The organism is Kitasatospora purpeofusca, from assembly GCF_034043715.1.
GTDB classification, from domain to species: domain Bacteria; phylum Actinomycetota; class Actinomycetes; order Streptomycetales; family Streptomycetaceae; genus Kitasatospora; species Kitasatospora purpeofusca_A.
The window spans coordinates 1-22533 of the sequence record NZ_JAXCLC010000030.1 but is presented as its reverse complement, the minus strand read 5'-3'; the positions used below and the strand labels follow the sequence as shown (position 1 = coordinate 22533).

Annotated in this window: 14 protein-coding genes; 4 read left to right on the top strand and 10 right to left on the bottom strand. The window is 74.8% G+C overall.

What is annotated here, in order from left to right; all coding sequences use genetic code 11:
• Positions 1–74: 74 nt before the first annotated feature.
• Both SM793_RS17330 and SM793_RS17325 read right to left on the bottom strand, forming a co-directional pair.
• Positions 75–833: an NUDIX hydrolase gene (locus tag SM793_RS17330; RefSeq protein ID WP_320439092.1), complete on the bottom strand. Its 759-nt coding sequence runs from the start codon at positions 831–833 to the stop codon at positions 75–77.
• A 148-nt stretch (positions 834–981) separates the two neighbouring features.
• Positions 982–3114: a glycogen debranching N-terminal domain-containing protein gene (locus SM793_RS17325; RefSeq protein ID WP_320439147.1), complete on the bottom strand. Its 2133-nt coding sequence runs from the start codon at positions 3112–3114 to the stop codon at positions 982–984.
• A 655-nt stretch (positions 3115–3769) separates the two neighbouring features.
• On the opposite strand from SM793_RS17325, the gene SM793_RS17320 reads away from it, so the two are divergent.
• Positions 3770–5086 (top strand): alpha/beta fold hydrolase, encoded by a 1317-nt coding sequence (locus SM793_RS17320; RefSeq protein ID WP_320439091.1) that lies wholly within the window; start codon positions 3770–3772, stop codon positions 5084–5086.
• An 85-nt stretch (positions 5087–5171) separates the two neighbouring features.
• Here the strand turns inward: SM793_RS17320 and SM793_RS17315 are convergent, their stop codons facing one another.
• Positions 5172–6809, bottom strand: coding sequence for a DUF4192 domain-containing protein (locus SM793_RS17315; RefSeq protein WP_320439090.1), 1638 nt, complete (start codon positions 6807–6809; stop codon positions 5172–5174).
• A 231-nt stretch (positions 6810–7040) separates the two neighbouring features.
• Here SM793_RS17315 and SM793_RS17310 point away from each other — a divergent pair, with 231 nt between their 5' ends.
• Together SM793_RS17310 and SM793_RS17305 are read left to right on the top strand one after the other, a co-directional pair.
• Positions 7041–9239 (top strand): RecQ family ATP-dependent DNA helicase, encoded by a 2199-nt coding sequence (locus tag SM793_RS17310; protein WP_320439089.1) that lies wholly within the window; start codon positions 7041–7043, stop codon positions 9237–9239.
• Between the two features lie 481 nt (positions 9240–9720).
• A complete protein-coding gene (locus SM793_RS17305) occupies positions 9721–10374 on the top strand; it encodes a hypothetical protein (protein ID WP_320439088.1) in 654 nt (217 codons plus the stop codon).
• Between the two features lie 370 nt (positions 10375–10744).
• On the opposite strand, the gene SM793_RS17300 is transcribed toward SM793_RS17305, so the two are convergent.
• From SM793_RS17300 to SM793_RS17290, 3 genes are all read right to left on the bottom strand, one after another.
• Positions 10745–11455, bottom strand: a complete 711-nt coding sequence (locus SM793_RS17300) for a hypothetical protein (RefSeq protein WP_320439087.1) — start codon at positions 11453–11455, stop codon at positions 10745–10747.
• Positions 11456–11555: 100 nt separating this feature from the next.
• The gene (locus SM793_RS17295) at positions 11556–12266 is read right to left on the bottom strand and encodes a ribonuclease HII (RefSeq protein WP_320439086.1); all 711 of its coding nucleotides are present in this window, start codon (positions 12264–12266) and stop codon (positions 11556–11558) included.
• A gap of 195 nt (positions 12267–12461) precedes the next feature.
• On the bottom strand, positions 12462–13193 hold the full coding sequence (locus tag SM793_RS17290) for a TetR/AcrR family transcriptional regulator (protein WP_320439085.1): 732 nt from the start codon (positions 13191–13193) through the stop codon (positions 12462–12464).
• 163 nt (positions 13194–13356) lie between these two features.
• On the opposite strand from SM793_RS17290, the gene SM793_RS17285 reads away from it, so the two are divergent.
• Complete coding sequence (locus SM793_RS17285) at positions 13357–14898, top strand: MFS transporter (RefSeq protein ID WP_413815981.1); 1542 nt, start codon at positions 13357–13359, stop codon at positions 14896–14898.
• A gap of 188 nt (positions 14899–15086) precedes the next feature.
• On the opposite strand, the gene SM793_RS17280 is transcribed toward SM793_RS17285, so the two are convergent.
• The 4 genes from SM793_RS17280 to SM793_RS17265 form a co-directional block, all read right to left on the bottom strand.
• Positions 15087–16670, bottom strand: coding sequence for a DUF4173 domain-containing protein (locus tag SM793_RS17280; protein WP_320439084.1), 1584 nt, complete (start codon positions 16668–16670; stop codon positions 15087–15089).
• 352 nt (positions 16671–17022) lie between these two features.
• Positions 17023–20235, bottom strand: a complete 3213-nt coding sequence (locus SM793_RS17275; protein WP_320439083.1) for an Ig-like domain-containing protein — start codon at positions 20233–20235, stop codon at positions 17023–17025.
• A 175-nt stretch (positions 20236–20410) separates the two neighbouring features.
• Positions 20411–21328, bottom strand: coding sequence for a carbohydrate ABC transporter permease (locus tag SM793_RS17270; RefSeq protein WP_320439082.1), 918 nt, complete (start codon positions 21326–21328; stop codon positions 20411–20413).
• Positions 21325–22317: a sugar ABC transporter permease gene (locus SM793_RS17265; protein WP_320439081.1), complete on the bottom strand. Its 993-nt coding sequence runs from the start codon at positions 22315–22317 to the stop codon at positions 21325–21327. Before SM793_RS17265 ends, SM793_RS17270 begins: the two co-directional genes overlap by 4 nt.
• Between the last annotated feature and the right edge of the window lie 216 nt (positions 22318–22533).

Sequence of the window (22533 nt, the reverse complement as noted above, 5' to 3'; positions counted from 1 at the left end):
GGGGCGTGTGGACCGCGACGGGTCGGGGTACCGGCCCGCCGGGGGCCCAGGCCGGACCCGTGAGAACGGACGGCTCAGGACTCCGGACGCAGCATCGGCGGGTTGAGCACGTTGGCCCCGCCCGAGGTGAACAGCTGCGCGGGACGCCCGCCCTGACGGGTCGTCGTACCGCCCGAGGGCAGCAGGAAGCCCGGGGTGCCGGTGACTTTGCGGTGGAAGTTCCGCGGGTCGAGGACCACGCCCCACACCGCCTCGTAGACGCGGCGCAGCTCGCCGACGGTGAACTCGGTGGCGCAGAACGCCGTCGCCAGCGAGGAGTACTCGATCTTGGAACGGGCGCGCTCCACACCGTCCGCCAGGATCAGCCCGTGGTCGAAGGCGAGCGGGACACCGTCGGCCCGCTCCGGGCCGAGGAGCTCGGTGACCGGGGCCCACCGGGCGCCGCTCGCGTCGCCGCCCGCGCGGGGGGTCGGCAGGTCGGGTGCGAGCACCAGATGGGCGACGCTGACCACCCGCATCCGCGGGTCGCGCTGGGGGTGGCCGTAGGTGGCGAGCTGTTCCAGGTGGGCGCCGGCGGCGCCGGGCCCGGCCGCGTCGTGCCCGGGGGCGGAGGGGGCCCGCAGGCCGGTCTCCTCGGCCAGCTCCCGCGAGGCCGCCTCGGCGAGGCCCTCGTCGGGGCGGACGAAGCCGCCGGGAAGTGCCCAGTAGCCCTGGTAGGGCGGCTCGCCCCGGCGGACCAGCAGGGCACAGAGCGCGTGCTCGCGCACCGTCAGCACGACCAGGTCGACCGTGACTGCGAACGGGGGGAAGGCCGACGGGTCATAACGCGACATGGCGACGATCATAGTCGTCTCTCTGACGATAAGCACAGGCCCGCGTACGGACCGTGCTGGGACGGCCCTCCCGGGCGTACTGGCCCTCCCGGCCGTGCCGACGGTCCGCCGCGCCCGGGCCGGGCGCGGGCGGCGGTGGACGGCCGTGTCAGCGGGCCACCAGCTGGAGTTCCGCGGACGCCTCCTCGACCATCGCCACGCCGATCCGGCTGACCCGCACCGAGAAGGGCTCGCCGGCGACCCGCAGCCCGGTCAGCTCCAGCTCCCCGAGCGGCGCGGTGCTGGCCGGGCGGACCAGCACCCGACCACCGGGGACGTCCGGTCGGACCCCGGCGAGCGCGAACACCGCGTGCGCGGCCCCGGCGGACGAGACCGCGGCCGGCCGGCAGGCACCCGGGTGCGGGACCGGCGGGGAACCGGGCGTCCACTGCTCCCCCGCGTACATCTCGGGCAGCCGGCCCTCGAAGTGGGCCGCCGCCGCGAGCAGCCCCTCCAGCAGGGCCCCCGCCTCGTTCTCGTGGCCGGCCTCGGCGAGCCCGGCGATGGCGAGCGCGGTCTCGTGGACCCGCACCGCCCCGCTGCGGTGGCCGAGCGGGTTGAACCGGGGGGACTTGGCGCTGAGCGTGCGCAGCCCCCAGCCGCTGTCCAGCTCGGGCGCCGCCAGCCGTTGGGCGAGCAGCCTGGTCTGCTCCCGGTCCAGCAGGGTCTCGTGGCGGCCGCCGTCGGCGGCGAGGCCGGGGTCGAGCAGGTGGACCAGGGCGGCTGCCACGGCGGGCAGCGGCTGCCCGCCCGGGGCGAGCGCGGCGGCCGGGCGCCCGCCGGAGAGGTCGTCCACCCAGAACCGCTCGCGGAACCGGCCGCGCAGGGCGGCCGCCCAGCCCCGCCACTCCTCGGCGCCGGGCCGGCCGAAGGCCGCCAGCAGGTCGGCTCCGTGCAGGGCGGCCCGGTGCGCCTGGGCCTGGACCTCGGCCCTGGCCGGCACCGGGTGGGCGGCGCGCTCCTCGATCGGGCGGCTCAGGTCCGTGACGAACCCCTCCACCAGGCCCTCGCGCAGCGCGCCGAGCGCCCGCTCGGCGGCCGGGAGGAGTTCGGCGACCTCCGCCCGGGGCAGGCCCCACCGCCAGGCCTCGGCCAGCACGGTGACGAACAGCAGGGTGGCCTCGGTGGCGGTGCAGGTCGGCGGCAGCTCGGGGCCGCCGTGCCGCAGCGCGCCCGGCAGCAGCCCCTCCTGGCGGCGGCCGCCCTGACCGGGCCCGCCCGCCCCGGCGGCGGCCTGCTGCTGACGCCGGGCCAGAGCGCGCAGGGTGCCGGCGGCGAGCCGGGTGCCGAGCGGCAGGGTCAGCCGGGCCGCCCAGAGCGCGTCGGCCGGGGCGAGGCCGAACCGCCAAGGCGCGCCGGACGCCAGGTACAGGTCGGTCGGCCGGTCCGGGTCGGCGAAGAGCAGACCCCCGAGGGAGTCCAGCGAGCGCGACACCACCAGGGCCACCCGCGGGTCGTCGCAGCGCACCTCGGGCTCGGCCCAGGGCAGCGGGACACCGGGGCCGCGGCCGCCGGGCGGGCGCGGGGCGGGCACCGTGCTCTCCAGCTCGACCCGGAGCTCCACCGACCAGCGCGCGCCCGGCTGGACGTCGAGGTCCCAGCGCAGCACACCGGCACCGGCCAGCACGGCGTGCGGCGAGGGCTGGGCGCTGACCGTGGCACTGTGCGTGGGCCCGGCCCAGCGCAGCCCCGCGGACTGGACCTGGCCGGGCAGGTCCGGGGAACGGTGGCCGGCGGCGATCTCGGCGACCGGGCCGAGGTCGGTGGAGAGCGCGATCTCCAGCGGCAGCCGGGCCGGGCGGCCGCCGGCGTTGCGCACCGTGACGGTCTCCACGCCGTCGGCGTGCCGCAGCCGCTCCACGGTGAGCGCCGGGTCCGGGTCGAGGTCGCCGGGGAGGCGGACGGCCCCCAGGAACCGGGCCTGGGCCGCCGTGGTCAGGGTGCCCTGGAGCGGGAGTGGTTCGATCCCGCCGAGCCGCAGCTCCATCCGGGCCACCACCCGGACGCCGGATCGGTAGAACCCGTGCAGGCCGTGCCCGCGCAACTGGCCGTCGGGGTCCGAGGCGGCCATCGCCGGCGCCTTCACGCACAGCACCGCCTGGTGCACCGCGGCCGGCTGCGGGCGCGGCGGCGCGGACCTGGCCGGACCACCGGCGCCGGCCGGGTGGGCCTGGTCCGGCCGGCCCGCCGGTCTCGGCGCGCCGACCACACTCTCGGCCGGTGCGGCCTGTGGCGGCCTCATCGCGGTCACCGGACTCTCCTCCCCTCGGCGGTCCGGTGGCCGGTCAGGCCGATGGGCCGCGAGCATGCTCGATCGCGTTCTGGTTCCGGACCGGCGGGTTCGCCCGCCGGTCTCTGTGCCGTGTCTGGCCGTACCCGGTGCCGGGCCGTGCCATGCGGTGCCGGGTACCCGGTCGGTACCCGCCCCGCGCCGTCGGTCCCCGGGCGTTCTCGCGCCCGGAGGCCCCGCTTCCCCGTTGCCCGTTCGGGCCCGACGGTCCGGCCCCGCCGTGGCGACCGCCGGGCGGCGGCCCGTTCCGCGCCCCGGCCGACGGCGCCGTCACCGGTGCCGGGTCGGGGCCCGGTCCGCCCCGCCCGAGGCGGTGGCGCCCGGGCGCAGGGCCCCCGGGGTCAACGCCGGAGACCGGCCACAGGTCACGCCCGCCGGGCGTCCGAGGCCCGCCCGGTGCACCGCGACCGCGCACTGCCCGCCGGGGCTGCCGATCCGTGATCCAGGCCCGGCCGCACCGGCCGCCGAGTGGGCGGTCGCGGGCGGCTGCCGCCGGAGGCGGCCTCGGGCCGCGGCCAGGATACGGTGCGGAGGTCGCGGGCCCGCCACCGGCAACCCCGGGCGGAGCCGACACGACCGCTGTGACCAGCAGAGACCGAGGAGTTGTATGTCGACCGCCAGCCGGCTGCCCGGGATTGCCTTCACCGACCACGTCTTCCAGGTGCCGCTCGACCACGCCGCCCCGCAGGGTGAGCAGATCGAGGTGTACGCCCGCGAGGTGGTGGCCTCGGGCCGGACCGGGGACACCGACCTGCCCTGGCTGCTGTTCCTCCAGGGCGGACCGGGAGGCAAGGCCGGCCGGCCGCTCGGCCGGGACGGCTGGCTGGAGCGCGCGCTCGACGACCACCGGGTGCTCCTGCTCGACCAGCGCGGCACCGGGCGGTCCACACCCGCCACCCGGCAGACGCTGGCCCGGCGGGGCGGGGCCAAGGAGCAGGCGGAGTACCTGGCGCACTTCCGGGCCGACTCGATCGTGCGGGACGCCGAACTGATCCGCCGCCGGCTGCTGGGCGGGGACCGCCGCTGGAGCGTGCTCGGTCAGAGCTTCGGCGGCTTCTGCACCCTCACCTACCTCTCGATCGCTCCCGAGGGACTGGACCGGGCCTTCGTCACCGGCGGCCTGGCCGGTCTGCGCAGCTCCGCCGACGACGTCTACCGGGCCGCGTACCCGCGGGTCGTCGGCAAGAACGAGGGCCACTACGCGCGGTTCCCGCAGGACGTCGACGCGGTGCGGCGGATCGCCGGGCACCTCGCCGGGACCCCGGCCACCCTGCCCGACGGCGGGCTGCTCACCGTCGAGGCGTTCCAGGCCCTCGGGATGCTGCTCGGCACCGGCAGCGGCTCCGGGACCCTCCACTACCTGCTGGAGGAGGCCTGGGTGGAGGGTGTGGAGGGCCCCGAACTCTCCGACACCTTCCTCGCCGGCGCCCAGGCGCAGCTCTCCTTCGCCCAGGGCCCGCTCTACGCCGTCCTGCACGAGTCGATCTACGGCCAGCACTCGGTGGACCCGGCCGGGACCGCCTGGTCCGCCGAGCGGGTGCGCGCGGAGTTCCCGGAGTTCGACGCCCGCGCCGCGCTGGAGTCGGGCGCGCCGGTGCTGTTCACCGGGGAGATGATCTACCCCTCGATGTTCGACACCGATCCGGCGCTGCGCCCGCTGAAGGAGACCGCGGAACTGCTCGCCGCCCGCACCGATTGGCCGGACCTGTACGACCCGGCCGTGCTCGCCGCCAACGAGGTGCCGGTGTTCGCGGCGGTCTACCACGACGACATGTACGTCGACACCGCCGACTCGCTGGAGACCGCGCGAGCCGTACGGGGGGTGCGGATCTGGGTCACCAACGAGTGGGAGCACGACGGCCTCCGGGTCAGCGGGGGCAAGGTACTGGACCGGCTGATCGCGATGGCGCGCGGCGAGGTGTAGCGCGCCCGGGCCCCGGCCCGGCGGCCGGCCGGTGGTGCGGCACCGGAGGAGGCGTGCCACGGACCCGGCCGGGCCGCCCGGGAGGTCACCGCGCACGGCGCTGTCCCCGCTCCGCCCCGCACGCGCCCCGGCGCCGGCGGACGCCCGGCAGGACGGCCGCCCGCACCGACGGCGGCGGCGGGGTGCTCCCGCCCCCGGCGCTCCGAGTGGTCCCGGGAGGCCTGGCGGCCCTGCCGACACCGTCGTGCTCGACGCCGTCGTGCTCGATACCGTCCGGCCCGGCCGGTTGACCGGAGGACTCCGCGGTGTCGGTGGGATCGGTGCTGTCGGTGGGGTCGGTGGGGTCGATGCTGTCGGCAGTGCGGGAGGCGGGCCCGGGCGGGGTGTCGGCGGGCGGCGAGCCCGCCACCGGGCGACCGCGCCGCCGTCGGCCCCGGCGGGCCTTCCCCCGCGCCGGAGGTCCGGCCTCCGCGCCACCGGGCCCGGGCTCCACAGCTCCTCCCCCGGCCGGGTCGTTGCCGGGACCGGGCGCACCATCGAGGTCCGGCCCGGGGGGCGGGTCCGGAGCCGCCTCCGGCTCGGCCGCCGCCTCACCCTCCGCCCGCTCCCGCTCGGTGCGGCGCCGCCGCTCCTCCTCGATGCTCGTCAGCAGCGCCTCCGGCGCGAACCCGCCGTTCATCGACTCGTAGAGCAGCTGCGCCAGCAGGTAGCCGGGGGTGCGGCGGAGCGTGTGGCCGAGCACCACCCGCGCGGTCGCGGCGTCCCCCGCGACCCACGACACCCAGGCCAGCAGGGTGAGCGGCGGGGCGGCGAGGCGCTCGTGGGGTGCGACGCAGCGGGTGGCCAGGAACGTCCAGAGCCGCCGGGTGGGCGCGAGCTCGCCCGGCCGGGCGTACTCGGCAGCGCGGTCCCGCAGGACCCGGTCCTGGAGCGCCAGCAGCAGCCGGGCCGCACGGTCGTCGTCGAGCGAGACGGCCCCGGCCAGGAACTCCGCGACGGCCGTGTCGAGCAGCCGGGCACCCTCCCGCCGGTCGAGCGGCCGCCGTCCGCCCGGGAGGGCGCCCGGTCCGGCCCCGGCCCGGGCGAGGGCCGCCCGCGCGGACTCCGCCCCGGGCGGGCCGATCGGGGCCAGCCCGGCCAGGATCTCCTTGCGGCTGCCGCGCGGCGCCAGGCCGGCGACGGTGGCCGCCACCGCGACCGGGCCGGGCCCGGGCTCGCGCCGGATCGGGTGTCCCCCCGGATCGCAGCAGCCCTCCCGGGTGCAGAGGTAGGACCACCAGCGGCCCGCCGAGACGCAGAGCGACTCCTTGACCCGCACGCCCCGGCTCTCGAAGGACTCCCGCAAGCGCTCGGCGAGCGGCCGCAGCCGCTCCGCCACCGGCGGGCCGTGCTCCCGGCCCGGCCCCCGCACGGCCGGATCCTGGCAGAGGTAGAGGAGCACCTGGACCGGTCGCCGCGCCTGCCGCTCGGAGAGCTGGACCATGAGCGCGGCCGTCTCCTCCGCGGCGGACGGCCACTCGGCCGTGGCCTCGGGGATGTCCAGCCGGATCACCCCGCCCTGGTGCAGGCCCGGCGGCTGCAGCCCGACGGCGACGATGCTGTCGTCCGGGAAGAAGCCGAGGAGGTAGGGCAGCGCCTCGGCCATGTCGGCCGGGCCCCGCATGGTGAGCGAACGGCCTCCGGGACCGTCGCCGAAGGGAAGCGCGATGTGTTCGTTGGTCATGGCCCGAAGGCTGTCCCAATTTCCGGAGACCCTCGGAAAATTCTTCGGAAGCTGTGGATAAACCCGGCCTGTGAATAACTCCTCCCTCGTTCGGCGTATGGCCGCCCCACTCTCCCGGGGGAAAAATGGCGGCCGTTCAGCAGAAGAACGGATGAAATACCTCCGGACTTCGCCCGCTCCTCGCCCACCGCCGTTCGCCCGCTGTCGGTCCCTCGGGGTTTCATGGACGCCATGGAGCAGCCGAACACCCACACCACCGCCACCACCGCCGACCGGGCCGAGGTCCGGACCCGGGCCGAGGCCGTCCTGCGCGAGCTGGCCGGCCCCGGCGCGACCCTGCGCGAGGACCAGTGGACGGCCATCGAGGCCCTGGTCGTCGACCACCGCCGGGCCCTGGTGGTGCAGCGCACCGGCTGGGGCAAGTCCGCCGTCTACTTCATCGCCACCTCCCTGCTGCGCGCCCGGGGCGCCGGCCCGACGGTGATCGTCTCGCCACTGCTCGCCCTGATGCGCAACCAGGTGGACTCGGCCGCCAAGGCAGGCATCCACGCCCGCACCATCAACTCCGCCAACACCGACGAGTGGGACGCCGTCCAGGCCGAGGTCGCCGCCGGGGCCGTCGACGTCCTGCTGGTCAGCCCCGAGCGGCTGAACAACCCCGACTTCCGCGACCACGTACTGCCCAAGCTCGCCGCCTCCACCGGCCTGCTGGTGGTCGACGAGGCCCACTGCATCTCCGACTGGGGCCACGACTTCCGCCCCGACTACCGCCGGCTGCGCACCATGCTCGCCGAGCTGACCCCCGGGGTCCCGGTGCTGGCCACCACCGCCACGGCCAACGCCCGGGTCACCGCCGACGTCGCCGAGCAGCTCGGCACGGGCGCCGGCGACGAGCACGCCCTGGTGCTGCGCGGCCCGCTCGACCGCGAGAGCCTCACCCTCGGGGTGCTCACCCTGCCCGACCCGGCGCACCGGCTGGCCTGGCTCGCCGACCACCTCGACCGGCTGCCCGGCTCCGGCATCGTCTACACCCTCACGGTCGCCGCCGCCGACGAGGTGACGGCCTTCCTGCGCGAGCGCGGCTTCGCGGTGGCCTCCTACTCCGGCCGCACCGAGGACGCCGAGCGCCGCACCGCCGAGGCCGACCTGCTGGCCAACCGGGTCAAGGCGCTGGTCGCCACCTCCGCCCTCGGGATGGGCTTCGACAAGCCCGACCTCGGCTTCGTGGTCCACCTCGGCTCGCCCAGCTCCCCGATCGCCTACTACCAGCAGGTCGGCCGGGCGGGGCGCGGGGTCGACCGGGCCGAGGTACTGCTGCTGCCCGGTCGCGAGGACGAGGCGATCTGGCGCTACTTCGCCTCGCTCGCCTTCCCGCCCGAGGAGCAGGTCCGCCGCACCATCGACGCGCTGGCCGAGGCCGGCCGGCCGCTGTCCACCGCCGCGCTGGAGCCCCGGGTGGACCTCCGCCGCGCCCGGCTGGAGACCATGCTCAAGGTGCTCGACGTGGACGGCGCCGTCCGCCGGGTCAAGGGCGGCTGGACGGCCACCGGCCGGAGCTGGGAGTACGACAGCGCCCGCTACGCCAAGGTCGCCGCCTCCCGGGAGGCCGAGCAGCGGGCGATGCGCGAGTACGCGACCGGCAGCGGCTGCCGGATGGAGTTCCTGCGCCGCCAGCTGGACGACGAGGAGGCCGTGCCGTGCGGGCGGTGCGACAACTGCGCCGGGCCGCTGCACGGACCCGAGGTCTCGGCCCAGGCCCTGGAGGCGGCCCGGGCCTCGCTCGGCCGCCCCGGCGTGGGCTTCGAGCCGCGACGGCTCTGGCCCACCGGCATGGACGCCCTGGGCGTCCCGCTCAAGGGCCGTATCCCGGCCGGGGAGCAGGCCGAGACGGGCCGCGCGCTCGGCCGCCTCTCGGACATCGGCTGGGGCACCCGGCTGCGGTCCCTGCTCGCCGACCAGACCCCGGACGGGCCGGTCCCCGGCGAGGCGGTGGACGCGCTGGTCACCGTGCTGGCCGACTGGGCGCGCGGGCCGGGCGGCTGGGCCGGCCCGGCGGCGGCCGACGGCGCCCGGCTGGACCGACCGGTCGGCGTGGTCACCATGGCCTCCTCGTCCAGGCCCCAGCTGGTCGACAGCCTCGGGGCCAGGATCGCCGAGATCGGGCGGATGCCGGTGCTCGGGCGGATCGAGTACGCGACCGGGCAGCCGCCGCACGGCTCGCGCAGCAACAGCGCCCAGCGGCTGAACTCGGTGGCGGGCGCGCTCACCCTGCCGCCGGAGCTGGCCTCGGCACTGGCGGCCGCCGGCGGACCGGTGCTGCTGGTGGACGACCTGGTCGACTCGGGGTGGACGGTCACCGTGGCCGCCCGGCTGCTGCGCCGGGCCGGGGCGAGCGCGGTCCTGCCGCTCGTCCTGGCGGTCCAGGGCTGACGGAGGGCGTCGTCCCCGCGCCGGCGAGGGTCCGGCGCGGGCACCGGAACGGCTGGGGAGGAGGAACGGCGGGAGGGCGGAAACAGCACAAGGAGGGACCGGCGGCAGCGCCGGGAGCGGCGGGATCCGCCGGCCAGGCCAACGGGAAACGATCACGGGAAAGGAGGGGCGGAGATGTCGGAGATGCTCCGCAGTGCGCTGCGACGCGGCCGGATCGCGGTCCGGAGGCGTCCTGGCCGGTTTCGCGCGGCCGTGGAATATATCCGGCAGAACGTTGGCTTTCGGGCGGCGTTCATCATTTCATCATTGCCGCTCCACCCCTCCTACCCTGAGAATTGGACCGTACCCGGAGCCCAGTCCCATGGACGGTGCCTTCGGCGTACGCATGCGCCCGCGCACCCGTGGGTCGGGAAGGAGGATCGTGATCAGCGGCATCGACCGAGGTCAGTATCCCCTCGCCCGGAGCTCGTCGCCCAGACGGATGCTCGACCTGGAGTCCTGGGCGGAATCGGGGATCCCGCTGCTCCGCGATCCTCGCGACTTCGTACTGGAGCTGCACCAGCGGCACCTGCCGCAGCCGGGCACGGTCGTGGTCGCCGTCCTGGACCCGGAACACCGGGTGACCGCCTCGGCCTCCTTCGCCCCCTGGCCGCACGATGCGGACGGCTGGCAGCACCGCAACGCGATCCTCTCCCATCTGCGCCAGGTCATCCCGCACGACCTGCGCCTGCCCAGCCCGGTCCGGACGGCCGTGATGCTGCGCTGCCGCGAGGGCGTGGCCGGCTGGACGGAGCAGGACGGCGCGTGGATGTGGGCGCTCCGGGATGCCGCCACCCTGCACGGGCTGCGCTGCGGAGCGTACGTGGCACTGACCCCGGCCGGCTGGCAGATCCTCGGGGACGGGCGGAGCGGCCGCAATCCACACGCGGGTTCGTGGGCGGAAGGTCCGGTCCACACCGTGACGGAACTGCCACCGCGCACGTCGCTGGAGGGTTCGCACGGCCAGCGGCCGCCGCGGCCGGCGCCCGAGCGACCGCAGCGCGGCGAACGACCCCAGTCCCGCCAGGGCGACCGCCCGTGGACGCCCGCCCGGGCCACGGCGATCGAACCGACCCGGCGCACCGGCACCCGCTGACCGGACGGCCTCCCGTCCGGTCCGTGACGGCGGCCGGGAGGCCGTCCGGCCCGGCGCGCCCCGGCTCAGCACGTGTGGGCTCGGCCGCGCCTCGGCCCCGCCACCCGTGGGTCCGGCGTGCGCCGACGCCCCGCCGGTCGACCGGCTCGCACCCCTGCTTCCCGCCCCCGCCCCCGCCCCCGCCCCTTCACAGCGTCCGCCCCATCATCCGCGCCGCCCCGGGCATGCCGAAGCCCGGCACCCACGGGGCACCGGGCCAGACGGAAAGGGGACGGGGAGGAGGGGACCGAACAGGACTGGGCCGGGCGGCCGGAGCCGCGAGGGCCGGAGAGCCCTCGCGGTTCGCGGGTCGCGGATCCGGTCGCGAGCCTCAGGCGGGCAGGGCGCGCGGAGCGGGTGCGCCGGCGGCGGCGAGCGGCACACCGGCGACCGCCGGGTCGGTGCCGCCGCAGACCACCAGCAGCTCCTCCGCGTGCCGCAGCGCCTCGGCGTACGCCGCCGCGGCACGCTCGGCCGAACCGCCGTTGACCACCAGCACGACCACCGGTCGGCGGACCGGGCGGGTCAGCTTCGCGTCGGCGTAGAAGACGTCGCCGCCCTCGGTGAGTTGCGCCCAGTAGCGCTCCTCGCCGAAGGAGAGTTCGTGCTGCTGCCACGGGTGCGCCGCGCCGACGGTCAGCACCAGGACGGCGCCGGGCTCGCGACCGTCGTCCAGCAGCAGGTCGACGGTCTCGTCGCCGCGGTCCAGCGCCGCCGCCCGGGTGGCGGGGACGTGCCGTACCTCGACCGGCGCCGGTTGCGGCGCGGGTCGGGGACCGGGCTTGGGGATCGGGCTCGGCCGCGGCGACGGTCCCGGGCGGTCCGCACGCGCGCTCGTCGAACGCGGCCGCGCCGCCCGCGGCGGTGCGGGGCGGGGCCCCGGCACCTGGACCGGCGCGGAGCCGGCGGCCGACGGTACGACGGGAGTCGCGCCGCCGGTGGCTGGCGCGTGGAGGGCTTGTGCGTCCGACTCGCGGGGACTGGGAACGCCGGGGCCCGGGAGGCTCTCGTTGATCTCCGGCTCCTCGGGGAAGACAGGCATACCCGGATATCTATCAAATGCCGGTCGAACGCGCACGGGCGCCCCACCCATTGGACACCGCGAGCCCTACGGTCCGCGGTCGAAATATCCCGACGTAGTGTCAGAAACCGAGCGCGAGCTGCTCCCCGGCGGACTCCGCGGAGATCGTCCCGGCCGGGCCGGGCACCATCCGGATCCGCTTCAGGTGACGCCACTTGGGCAGCGCGTCCAGATAGGACCAGGAGAGGCGGTGGTGCCCGGTCGGCCCGAGCTCCTCCAGTGCGGCCCGGTGGACCGGGGAGGGGTAGCCGGCGTTGTCGGCGAAGGCGTACTCGGGGTGCTCCTCGCCGAGTTCGGCCATCATGCCGTCGCGGTGGACCTTGGCGAGCACGGAGGCGGCGGCCACGCAGACACACGACTGGTCGCCCTTGATCACCGTGCGCACCCGCCAGGGGCCGCCGAGGTAGTCGTGCTTGCCGTCCAGGATCACCGCGTCCGGCTCCACCGGCAGCGCCTCCAGCGCGCGGACGGCGGCCAGCCGCAGCGCGGCCGTCATCCCCAGCTCGTCGCACTCCGAGGCGGAGGCGTGACCGAGGGCGTACCCGGTGACCCAGTCGGCGAGGACGGGCGCGAGTGCCTCACGGCGGAGCTGGGTGAGCAGCTTGGAGTCGGTCAGCCCCTCGGGGGGCCGGCGCAGACCGGTGACGGCCGCACCCACGGTGACCGGACCGGCCCAGGCACCGCGCCCGACCTCGTCGAGGCCGACCACGATCTTGGCGCCGGCCCGGCGCAGCGAGCGCTCGACGGAGTGCGTCGGCGGGACGATGGGCATGAGGGGGTCCGTTCAGCTGGTCGGATTCCAGCCTAAGCCACCCGCCCGCACCCCCCACCCGACCCTGCCCCGGCCCGGGCCACGACCCGACGGGAAGGACGGGCGCCCCACCGGAAGACCGGACGGGAGACCGGACAGAAGACCGACCGGAGGACCGGGCGGGAGACCCGGCAGGAGACCGGGCCGCCCTCCCCGTTACGTCCGGATCAGCGGGACGAGGACCTCGTCCACCAGCTGGTCGACGAACTCGGGCCCGACCTGTCGGCCGCAGACCTTCACCCGGTACAGCAGCATCGCCGGGACGACGTCCGCGACCAGCGGGGTGGCCGCGTCCGGCCGGACGTCGCCGCGCTCGGCGCCCCGGCGGAGGATGTCCAGGATCACGCCCTTGGTCGGCTCGATCATCCGCTGGGCGATGAACTCCTTGAACAACTGGGCCTGTTCGTGATCCAGCTCGGCCATCACCGCGGTCACGGCACCTCCCGCGCGGGAGCGGGCCACCGAGGCGAAACTTTCGACCAGGTGCCGCAGTTCCTCGCGGGCGGACCCGAAGTCCGGGGTGTCGGTGGGGCGTGGGAGAGTGGAGTCCAGGGCGTCGATGACCAGTTCCACCTTGGACGCCCACCGCCGGTACAGCGCGGCCTTTCCGGTGCGCGCGGCACCGGCGACCCCCTCCATCGTCAGCCGCGCGAACCCGCCGGAGGTGAGCTGATCGAGCGTCGCTTCGAAGATCGCCGCCTCCAGCTCCCGCCCGCGCCGCCGCGCCGGCCTGGCCAGCGCCTCGGCCACGGCCTGGACCGGGCAGGGGCCCCGCGTGGGTTCGGGCGCCCGTTCCACCTCGATCCGGGGGGCCTGCGCCTCGACCCGGAGGGCCTGCGGCCCGGCCGAGCGTTCCTTCGCCTGGCGTCGCACCAACTGATCCACCATCACCAACCCTAAGGAACGCTTGCGTTCACAATCTCGCCGACGCTATCGTCCACAGTAGTGAACGATACCGTTCCTTCATAGCCCGCGGGACGCCGTCGGGCGAGCCGGACCTCCGGGTCCGCAGCATACGAAGCAGTAGCCAGCAGGGGGCATCAACTTGGCTATCTCCGACACACTCAGCAAGAACTCTCCGACGCGGAGCGGGCAGGGCCCGAACAAGAGCATCACCCTCGCCGTCATCGCGGCCACCCAGCTCATGGTGGTGCTCGACGCCACCATCGTGAACATCGCCCTGCCGCAGATCAGGGATGCGCTGGACTTCTCCACCACCAATCTCTCGTGGGTGATCAACGCCTACACGCTCACCTTCGGCGGCCTGCTGCTGCTCGGCGGACGCGCGGGCGACATCCTCGGCCGGCGCCGGGTCTTCATCGCCGGCACGCTGCTGTTCGGGCTGGCCTCGCTGCTCGGCGGCTTCGCGCAGGACGGCGGCATGCTGCTGGCCGCCCGCGCGCTGCAGGGCATCGGCGGCGCGATCTGCTCGCCCACCGCCTTCGCCCTGATCGCCACCAACTTCGACGAGGGGCCCGAACGCAACCGGGCCTTCGGCGTGTTCTCCGCGGTGGCCGGTTCGGGCGCCGCGATCGGCCTGTTGGCCGGCGGCCTGCTCACCGAGTACCTCGACTGGCGCTGGGTCTTCTTCGTGAACGTGCCGATCGCCGTCCTGATCGCCTTCGCCGCGCCGCGCTACATCGCCGAGTCGGAGCGCCACCCGGGCAAGTTCGACCTGCCGGGCGCACTCACCTCGACGCTCGGCCTGATCGGCCTGGTGTACGGCTTCATCCGCGCCGCGTCCGACGGCTGGACGGACCCGGTGACGCTCGGCTCCTTCGCCGGCGGCGTCGTGCTGGTGGCCGCGTTCGTGATCATCGAGACCCGCACCGCGCAGCCGATCACCCCGTTGAAGCTGTTCGCGAACCGGAACCGCACCGGCGGTCTGGTGATGATGCTCTGCCTGGCCGCCGCCATGTTCGGCATCTTCTTCTACATCACGCTGTTCGTGCAGGGCCCGCTGGACTACAGCCCGCTCAAGGCCGGCTTCGCCTTCATGCCGATCAGCGCCTCGATCATCGTGGCCGCCCAACTGGCCTCCACCTTCCAGGCCAAGTACGGCCCCAAGCCGTTCATGGCGGGCGGTGCGCTGCTGGTCACCGTCGGGCTCACCTGGCTGACGTTCATGAACGCGGACAGCGGCTATGTGGACGGCATCCTCGGCCCCACCGTGATCTTCGGCTTCGGCATGGGCCTGGTCTTCGTCCCGGTCATGCTGCTCGCTGTCGCGGGCGTCTCCGGCCAGGAGACCGGCGCCGCCTCCGGCCTGCTGAACTCGATGCAGCAGATCGGCGGCTCGCTCGGCCTGTCGATCCTGACCACGGTGTTCGCGCACTACGCCACCGCCGAGGCCAAGGTCCAGCTGCCCGGCTTCATGGCCACGGCCACCCCGGAGCAGAAGGCCTCGCTGCTGGAGAAGCAGGAGTTCCCGAAGGGCACCGGCGCGGCCAACGAGGTGCTCGCGCAGGGCATCTCGCACGGCTTCATCGTGGGCGCCGTGATGGCGGGCCTGGCCTTCGTGATCGCCGTCGTCGCCATCAAGGCGAAGGCGTCCGACCTGCCGTCGGACACCGCCGGCGTCGCCGTGCACTGACCCGGTCGCCCAGCCCACCCCGGTGGGCCGCACCGGACGCGACCGGACGCGACCGGACACGGTGGCACCCACCTTGGTGGACCCGGTCGGACGCGACACGACACGGGGCCGGTCGGGAGCAGCGCGCTCCCGACCGGCCCTTCGTGCGTGCCCCGGCGCCTCGGACCGACCGGGACCGGCGCCGACGCTCAGCCCTCGAAGGCGTAGTCCCGGCTCATCCCCACCCGGTCGCAGGCGTCGTCGTTGTCCGACAGCCGGTCGGCCAACGGCCGCTCGGCGAGGATCGCGCGGGCCCGCGACTCGGCCAGGCTGGTGGCGTACCAGGGCGCGGGGCCGTCCGCCCGGAGATTGAACGCCACCAGGCTCAGGGCGCACCTCCGGTAGTCGCCGGGCAGCCGGTCCAGCGCGGGCACGGCGTCCGCCGAGAGGTAGCGGACGTTACGAAGGTCGATCTGCCCGGTCCGCTCGAAGCGGGCCACATTGTGCTCCGCGACCATCGCGTCCGGCCCCGTCAGCCCGTAGACGGCGGCGGCCGCCACCGCGCTGAGCACCGCCGCGCGCGGCAGCCAGCCGGCCGACGGGGTCAGGCCCGCCACGATCAGCAGCACGAACACCACGCCCAGCCAGATCTCGACCGTCAGCACCCAGAGCCGGAGGGCGGTCAGTCCGGAGGCGTCCACGTAGAACCACATCCGCCCGAGCGCCGCGGCCACCACCACCAGGGTCAGCAGACAGAGTGCGCCGAGCAGCAGCCGCACCAGCCGGCGGTCGGCCTCCGTCCCGCGCGGCGCCCAGCGCTTGGCGAGCGCGACGACCACCAGGGTCAGCACGGTGACCACCAGCAGCTGCCAGAAGCCCTGCCGGGCGTACTGGGAGCGGCTCATCCCGGTGCGCTCCAGGATCGCCCCGGCGCCGCCGAGCACCACCACCGCCTGGAGCACCACGAAGGCGCCGAACATGAGGTTCAGTGCGGCCAGCGGCAGAGCCCACTCCAGTCGACCCCGGGCCCGGCCCGGCCGGACCACCGTGCGGTCCCAGCGCCGCGGGCCCGCCGCGATGTGGGCGAAGCCCAGCGCGGTCGCCAGGCCGACTGCGAACAGGGCCGCGCGGGCCGGGAGTTCGCCGAGGTCCAGGCTGGGCACGAGGCTCTCCAGGACATTCGCCATGGCCGCGTCGGCCCCGGCGAACAGGGCGCCGAAGACGGTCAGCAGCACCACTGCCACCAGGGCGCCCTTGAGTACCGGCACCACCTGGCCCCGGTGGCCCGCGCGACGGCCGCGCAGGGCCCGGCCGGCCCACACCAGTCCGGGCACGAGCTGCCAGAGCAGGCCCGGCAGCGCGAGCAGGACGCCGCTCCAGCGCCGTCCGCCGTGCAGCGCCAGCGAGGTCAGGCCCACCGCCGTCACGGTGCTCAGCAGCACCGGCCAGCCCGCCTCGTACAGCGCCGGGACGGCGAGCAGGGCGAGCGCGAGCGCACTCCACAGCACGGTCCAGACCCTCGGCCGGCGACCGGCGACCCTGGCGGCGGCCCCGGCGCCCACGGTGACGACCGCGGCGCAGAGCAGCAGATCGACGCCGAGTCCGTCGATCAGCAGCCAGGAGCTGAGCAGACCGGCGAGCACCGCCGCCAGCACCGTCCGGCCGGTGGCCGGGGCCCTCCGCTCCGGGTCGCTGGGCCGCAGCCACTGGAACGGCTGCGGCGCGGGGGTGCCGGGTGCCCGGTACGGGCCGGAGTCGGGAGCACCACCGGGGCCGCGACCACCGGCACCCACTCCCGCCCCCACCCCGGCACCCACTCCCGCCCCTGCCCCTGCCCCTGCCCCTGCGTCCGCACCGGCACCAGTACCGCCGGCACCGCGCGCGGGCGGCTCTCCGCCCGCGGCGGGCATGCTGAATCCGGACATGGGATCCCCCTCAATAGTCGGGCGGGAACGCGGAATCCACCCTCCGGGCGGTCCGCCGACGAGCGCGCGGAACCACACCGGTGAGGACACCGGGCGCCGCGGCCGAAGCCGACTGTAGACCATTCTGAACAGGTTCAAAAATACCGGGCCGGGCCCTGTCACACCCCTGTGACAGAGCCCGGCCCGAAGCCGGAAGCAGAAGCGGCGGCGGCGAGCGGCGTCAGTACGTCCCGTAGAGGGAGTACCGGAAGGCGTCCTTCACCGCCGGCCCGAAGTCCGCCGGCCACGTCCCGAACGGCACCACCGTGTTGCTGTACGCCCCCTGCCCGGCCGAGCCGGTCGAGTAGTTCATGTTGTTCACCGTGGTGCTCGTGCCGTTGGTGTTGTAGACGAACCAGTACGAGGTGTTGGCGCTCAGGGTGAGGTTCACCGGCAGCGAGTTCCACGCGTTGGCGGTCAGCGTGCCCGAGCCGGTGGCGGCCACCAGCGTGCCCGGCGAGCCCCCCGCGTCGGTGTAGACGGCCAGCTGGTACCGGTTGCCGGGCGCCGCGGCGACCGGTCCGACGTGCACGCTCAACGCGGTGAGCGCCGCCGGATCGGCGCCGGTGGTCACCCGGCTGCCGTTCAGATGGTTGGAGTCGGTGTCGTCGACCAGCGACCCCACCGCCGTGTTCCCGATCGTCCGCGGCTCCGCTCCCCCGGTGGCGAAGGAGAACGCGTAGGGGGCGGCCAGGGCGTTCCCGGAACGGTCCCGGACGCCCTGGACGGTCGCGGTGTACCCGGTCGTGAGTGCCAGCGGGGCGGCCGGTGTGAACACCACGCCGTTCGCCGCCGCGTCATGGGCCACCGCCCCCGCGACCGCCGAGCCGCCGGCCGTGGCCCGGAGGGTGACGGACCCGCCGGTGACGCTCGCCGGGTCCAGCGGCTCGTTGAAGGAGAACCGCACCGCCGCGCCCGGGGCGACCCCGTCGGCGCCGCCGGCCGGGGTGGTGCCGATCACCGTGGGCGCGGTGGTGTCCTGCCCGTAGCTCGCGCTGTACGAGCCGACGGCGCCGTCGAAGAACGCGTAGGCGACGCCCTTGACCGTCTCGACCCGGTAGGGCACCGGGCGACCGCCGGAGGTGATCCCGGTCAGCGTGCCGGCGGCCGCGTCGACCGGCAGCATGGCGCGCAGTCCGTTGGCCCCGCCGGTGATGCCGAAGGTCAGCGCGTTCCCGTTCCAGGCCAGCCCGGTGAAGGCCGAGGCGTTGCGCCCGTCCAGCCAGGTGAGCATCTGCCGGCCGGACACCACCGGGGCGCCGTGGGCCTTGGCGGCGGCGACGACCGCGTCCGAGGCGGCGGAGGCGGCGAAGTCGGTGTGGATGTTGGCGGTCAGGGCCGCGTAGTAGCCCCTGGCGCCGTAGGCCGCGTCGAGCAGGGTGTCGACGGTGCCCGGGTAGGACTGGCCGGACTCGTCGGTGAGCTGGGTGGTCGCCTGGTACTCGTCGATCACGCCGCCGTCGGTGTCGGCGAAGCGCATGATCTGCGCCGTGCCGTTGAAGTAGCCGGGCCGGTCCTGGGTGAAGTTCGAGGGGTAGAAGTAGTAGTCGGTGTCCAGCCGGATCCCGTTGGCGAGCTTGGTCCTCGCCTGGGTGGCCCAGTCGTCCCACTCCACGCAGTGGGTGCGGCTGCTCGACGGGTTCGGCAGGTTCGGGTACTTGGCCCGCCAGGCCGCCAACTGGTCCCGGTAGTAGCCCTGGAGGACCGAGGTGCTGCCCCAGGGGCGGCAGTTGGTGCTGACGTGCACGCCGACCTCGAAGCCCTGGTCGCTGTACGCCTTCGCCTGGGCCGGGGTGAGCGGGTCGTCGGTGTAGATGTAGGAGGAGCCGCGGACGCACTCCCAGTCGGCGACCGAGCACCCGGGCGGGCTCTGCGCGATGTAGCCGTCCCAGCGGCCGGCCGTGCCGCCCACGCCGTGGTCGTCCCCGGTCATCACCACGACGGCCTTGACGTCGCGCGGGAAGTACCAGAACCGCGGCAGCGGCCGGGCGGTGGAGGCGAGTTGGGTGAGCAGGTTGGCGAGCAGCCGCTGCTGCTCGTCGGCGATCGGGATCAGCGCCTTGTCGAGGTCGTTCCAGTCGGGCCGGCCGCCGGTGCCGAAGAACATCTCGGCGGCCTCGTAGCCGTCGACGCCGTCGCGCTGCTGGCCGGCCCAGGCGGCGTTGCCCTGCCGGGTCTGCACCACGGATCTCGCGAGGTCGTAGCTGAACGCGGCGGCGCGGCCGCTGCCGGCCGTGCGCAGGCTGACCGCCGGGTTGGCGGTCGCGGTCGCCGCGTCGCTGTACAGCGTGGCGACGGCCGTGGCGCCGTTCAGCGTGTAGAGATCGGCGGGACCGTGGTAGCCCATGGTGTCACCGGTGATCCCCGCGCCGGGCGCGGCGCCGGTGTTCACCTTGAGGTAGGCGTCGGCGCGGGTGCCGGTGGCCGGGGTGAGCCCGAACAGCGGCGCGAGCTGCCGGTCCGGGCGCATCGCGACCAGTTCGCCACCGCCGTTGGTCCAGGTGGTGAACAGCGCGGCCTGGGCGGCGGTGAGCGGCATCTCGCCGAGCAGCACCACCTCGGCGGAGGCGAGCACCGACGCGGTCACGGCCGAGACGTCGACCTGGCGGTAGGCGTTCAGGCCCTCCGCCTTGAGGATCTCGGCCAGGTACCGGGTGTACGGGTTGGCCTGGCTGGTGACCAGCAGGATCGGCCCCTCGGTTCCCGGGCCCGCGCCGGGCGGCGGGGGCGGCGGGGCCGCGTCGGCGGTGTACGTGGCGTAGATCGAGAAACTCAGCCCGCTGCCGGTGACCGCGCCCGCGGTGGCCGGCCAGGTGCCGAACGGCAGGCCGCCGTTGCCGTACACGCTGGTGCCGCCCGGACTGTAGCGCAGGTTGTTGACCGTCGGACCGGAGCCGTTGGTGTTGTAGGCCAGCCAGTACGGCGTACTGGCGGTCAGGGTGGCCGTCAGCGGGACGGTGTTCCAGCCGGACCCGGTGAGGGTGGCGGTGGCACTGCTCGCCAGCAGGGACCCCGGGCTGCCGCCGTTGTCCTGGTAGATCGCGGCCTGGAAGCGGTTGTCGGGCGCGGCGTCCACACCGTCCACGTACACCGAGACGCTGCTGACCGTGCCGCCGGCCGAGCCGGTCACATACCGCGAGGCGTTGAGGTGGTTGGAGTCGGCGGTATCGGCGGCGGTGCCGACCGCCGTGGTTCCGAGCGTCGCCGTGACGGCCGCCGCCGGAGGCGCGCCCGGGCCGGCCACCAGTGCCGCCGCAGTGGTCAGGGCCGCCAGCAGGACCCCGGCCCGCCACCACCACCGCCCTCCCGCGCGGCCGCCACCCCGACCACCGCCACCCCGACCGCCACCGCGTCTCTCCGTACGCCCGCCCGGGCGGGCGCCCCTGTCTGCCATGACCGTCCCCCTGTGTCATCTCGGCCGACCAGCCCCTAACGGTGTACCGGCAACCCGCCGACCGTGTCCACGAAACCGTCACATTCGCCCCGGAACGGCCTGAACCCTGACGTTCTCCCGCAGGACCGGTCAGCCCACGACCGAACCGGCAGGACCCTGCGGATTCAACCCGGCCTCAGCCCTTGACCGAACCGGCCAGCAGCCCCCGCACGAAGTAGCGCTGGAGCGCGAAGAACACCGCCAGCGGAATCACGATCGACAGGAACGCCCCCGCCGTCAGCAGCTCCCACCGTCCGCCGAAGGAGCCGGACAACTGCGCCAACCGGACCGTCATCGGCGCCACCTCCGGGGTGCCGCCGGCGAAGGTGAGCGCCACCAGCAGGTCGTTCCAGACCCAGAGGAACTGGAAGATCGCGAACGAGGCCAGCGCGGGGGTGCAGAGCGGCAGCACGATCGAGCGGAAGATCTTGAAGTGCGAGGCACCGTCCACCACCGCCGCCTCCATCAGGTCACGGGGCAGCTGGGCGATGAAGTTGTGCAGCAGGAAGATCGCCAGCGGCAGCGCGAACATGGTGTGCGCCAGCCACACCGGCGCGTAGGTGCCCTTGAGGTCCAGCGCCGGCAGCAGCGTCAGGGAGCCCAGGTGCGCGCCGCCCGAGAACAGCTGGAGCAGGGGGATCAGCGCCATCTGCAGCGGCACCACCTGGAGCGCGAAGACCACGAAGAACAGGGTGTCGCTGCCCCGGAACCGCACCCAGGCCAGCGCGTAGGCGGCCATCGCCGCCAGCACCAGCGGGAAGAGCGTGGCCGGCACGCTGATCGCCAGCGAGTTCACCAGGAAGGGCATCAGACCGGTGGAGACTCCGGAGCCGCCCTCGAACAGCACCGTGTGGTAGTTGCCCAGCCCCAGGTCCGGATGGAGCAGGGCGTTCCACCAGCCGTCCGCGGTGACGTCCCGTTTGGGGCGCAGCGAGGTGACCAGCAGGCCGAGGGTGGGGACGGTCCACAGCACTGTCACCGCGATCACGAAGACCGAGGCCAGCGGTGCGGAGAAGGCCTTCCGGACGGCGCCGCCGTCCCGCCGTACGCTCATCGGACCGCACGCTCCTTGCGCAGCTGGAGGATGTTGTAGGCGACCAGTGGCAGCACCGCGAGGAAGAGGATCACCGCCAGCGCGCTGCCCCGTCCGGTGTTGAACTGGACGAAGGACTGCGAGTACATCTCGTTCGCCAGGACCTGGGTACCGAAGTTGCCGCCGGTCATGGTGCGGACGATGTCGAACGCCTTGAGCGTGGTGATCATCACCGTGGTCAGCACCACCACCACCGTGGTGCGGATCATCGGCACGGTGACGTGCCGGAACAGCCGCAGCCCCTGGGCGCCGTCCAGCCGGGCCGCCTCGGTGACCTCGTCCGGGATCGCCTTGATCGCCGCCGACAGCACGACCATGGCGAAGCCGGTCTGCACCCACACCATGACGGCCATCAGCAGGAAGGTGTTGAGCGGCTGGGCGAGCATCCAGTTCGGCGGGTCGTCCCAGCCCAGCGAGATCGCCAGCTGGCTGAGCAGCCCGATCTGCCGCTGCGAGTGGTCGCGCGACTCGTAGACGAACTTGAAGATGATCGAGGCGCCGACCAGGGAGATCGCCATCGGCATGAAGATCAGCGACTTGTAGACCGCCTGGCCGCGCATCCGGTCCACGAGCAGTGCCAGCACGAGCCCCAGCCCGGTCGCCGCCAGCGGCGCGATCACCAGCCAGAGCAGGGTGTTGACCAGTACCTCGCGCACCGAGCCGGTGGTGAAGGCCCAGCCGAAGTTCTCACCGCCGACGAAGCGGCTGCTGTCGTCGCTGTAGAGGCTCAGATAGACGGTGCGGACCAGCGGCGCGACCAGGCCGAGCAGCAGCAGGACCAGTGCCGGGCCGAGCAGCACCAGTACGGCCAGCGGGCGGGCGATCCGGCCGGAGGCGCGGCCGGCGGCCAGGAAGACCAGCAACAGGATGCCGACGAAGCCGGCGATCGCACCGAGGCCGTTGCCGAACTTGACCATCGCGTCGCCCCAGGCACCGGCGGCGAGGGACATGGCGTCACGTCCTTTCCCAACGGGAGGCGGAACGGGGGGTACCGGGACCGGGCGGAACGGGAGGAGAGGGCGCCGTCGCCGGGCAGGGCGGAGCGCGACCGCGAATGCGCGGGGCCGGCGGAAGCGGGGGCAGGGAAAGCAGGGAACGGAGAAGGAACGGAGAAGGAAGGGGGGAGCGGAGGGGCGGGGGGGGGGGGGGGGGGGGGCCCCCCCCCC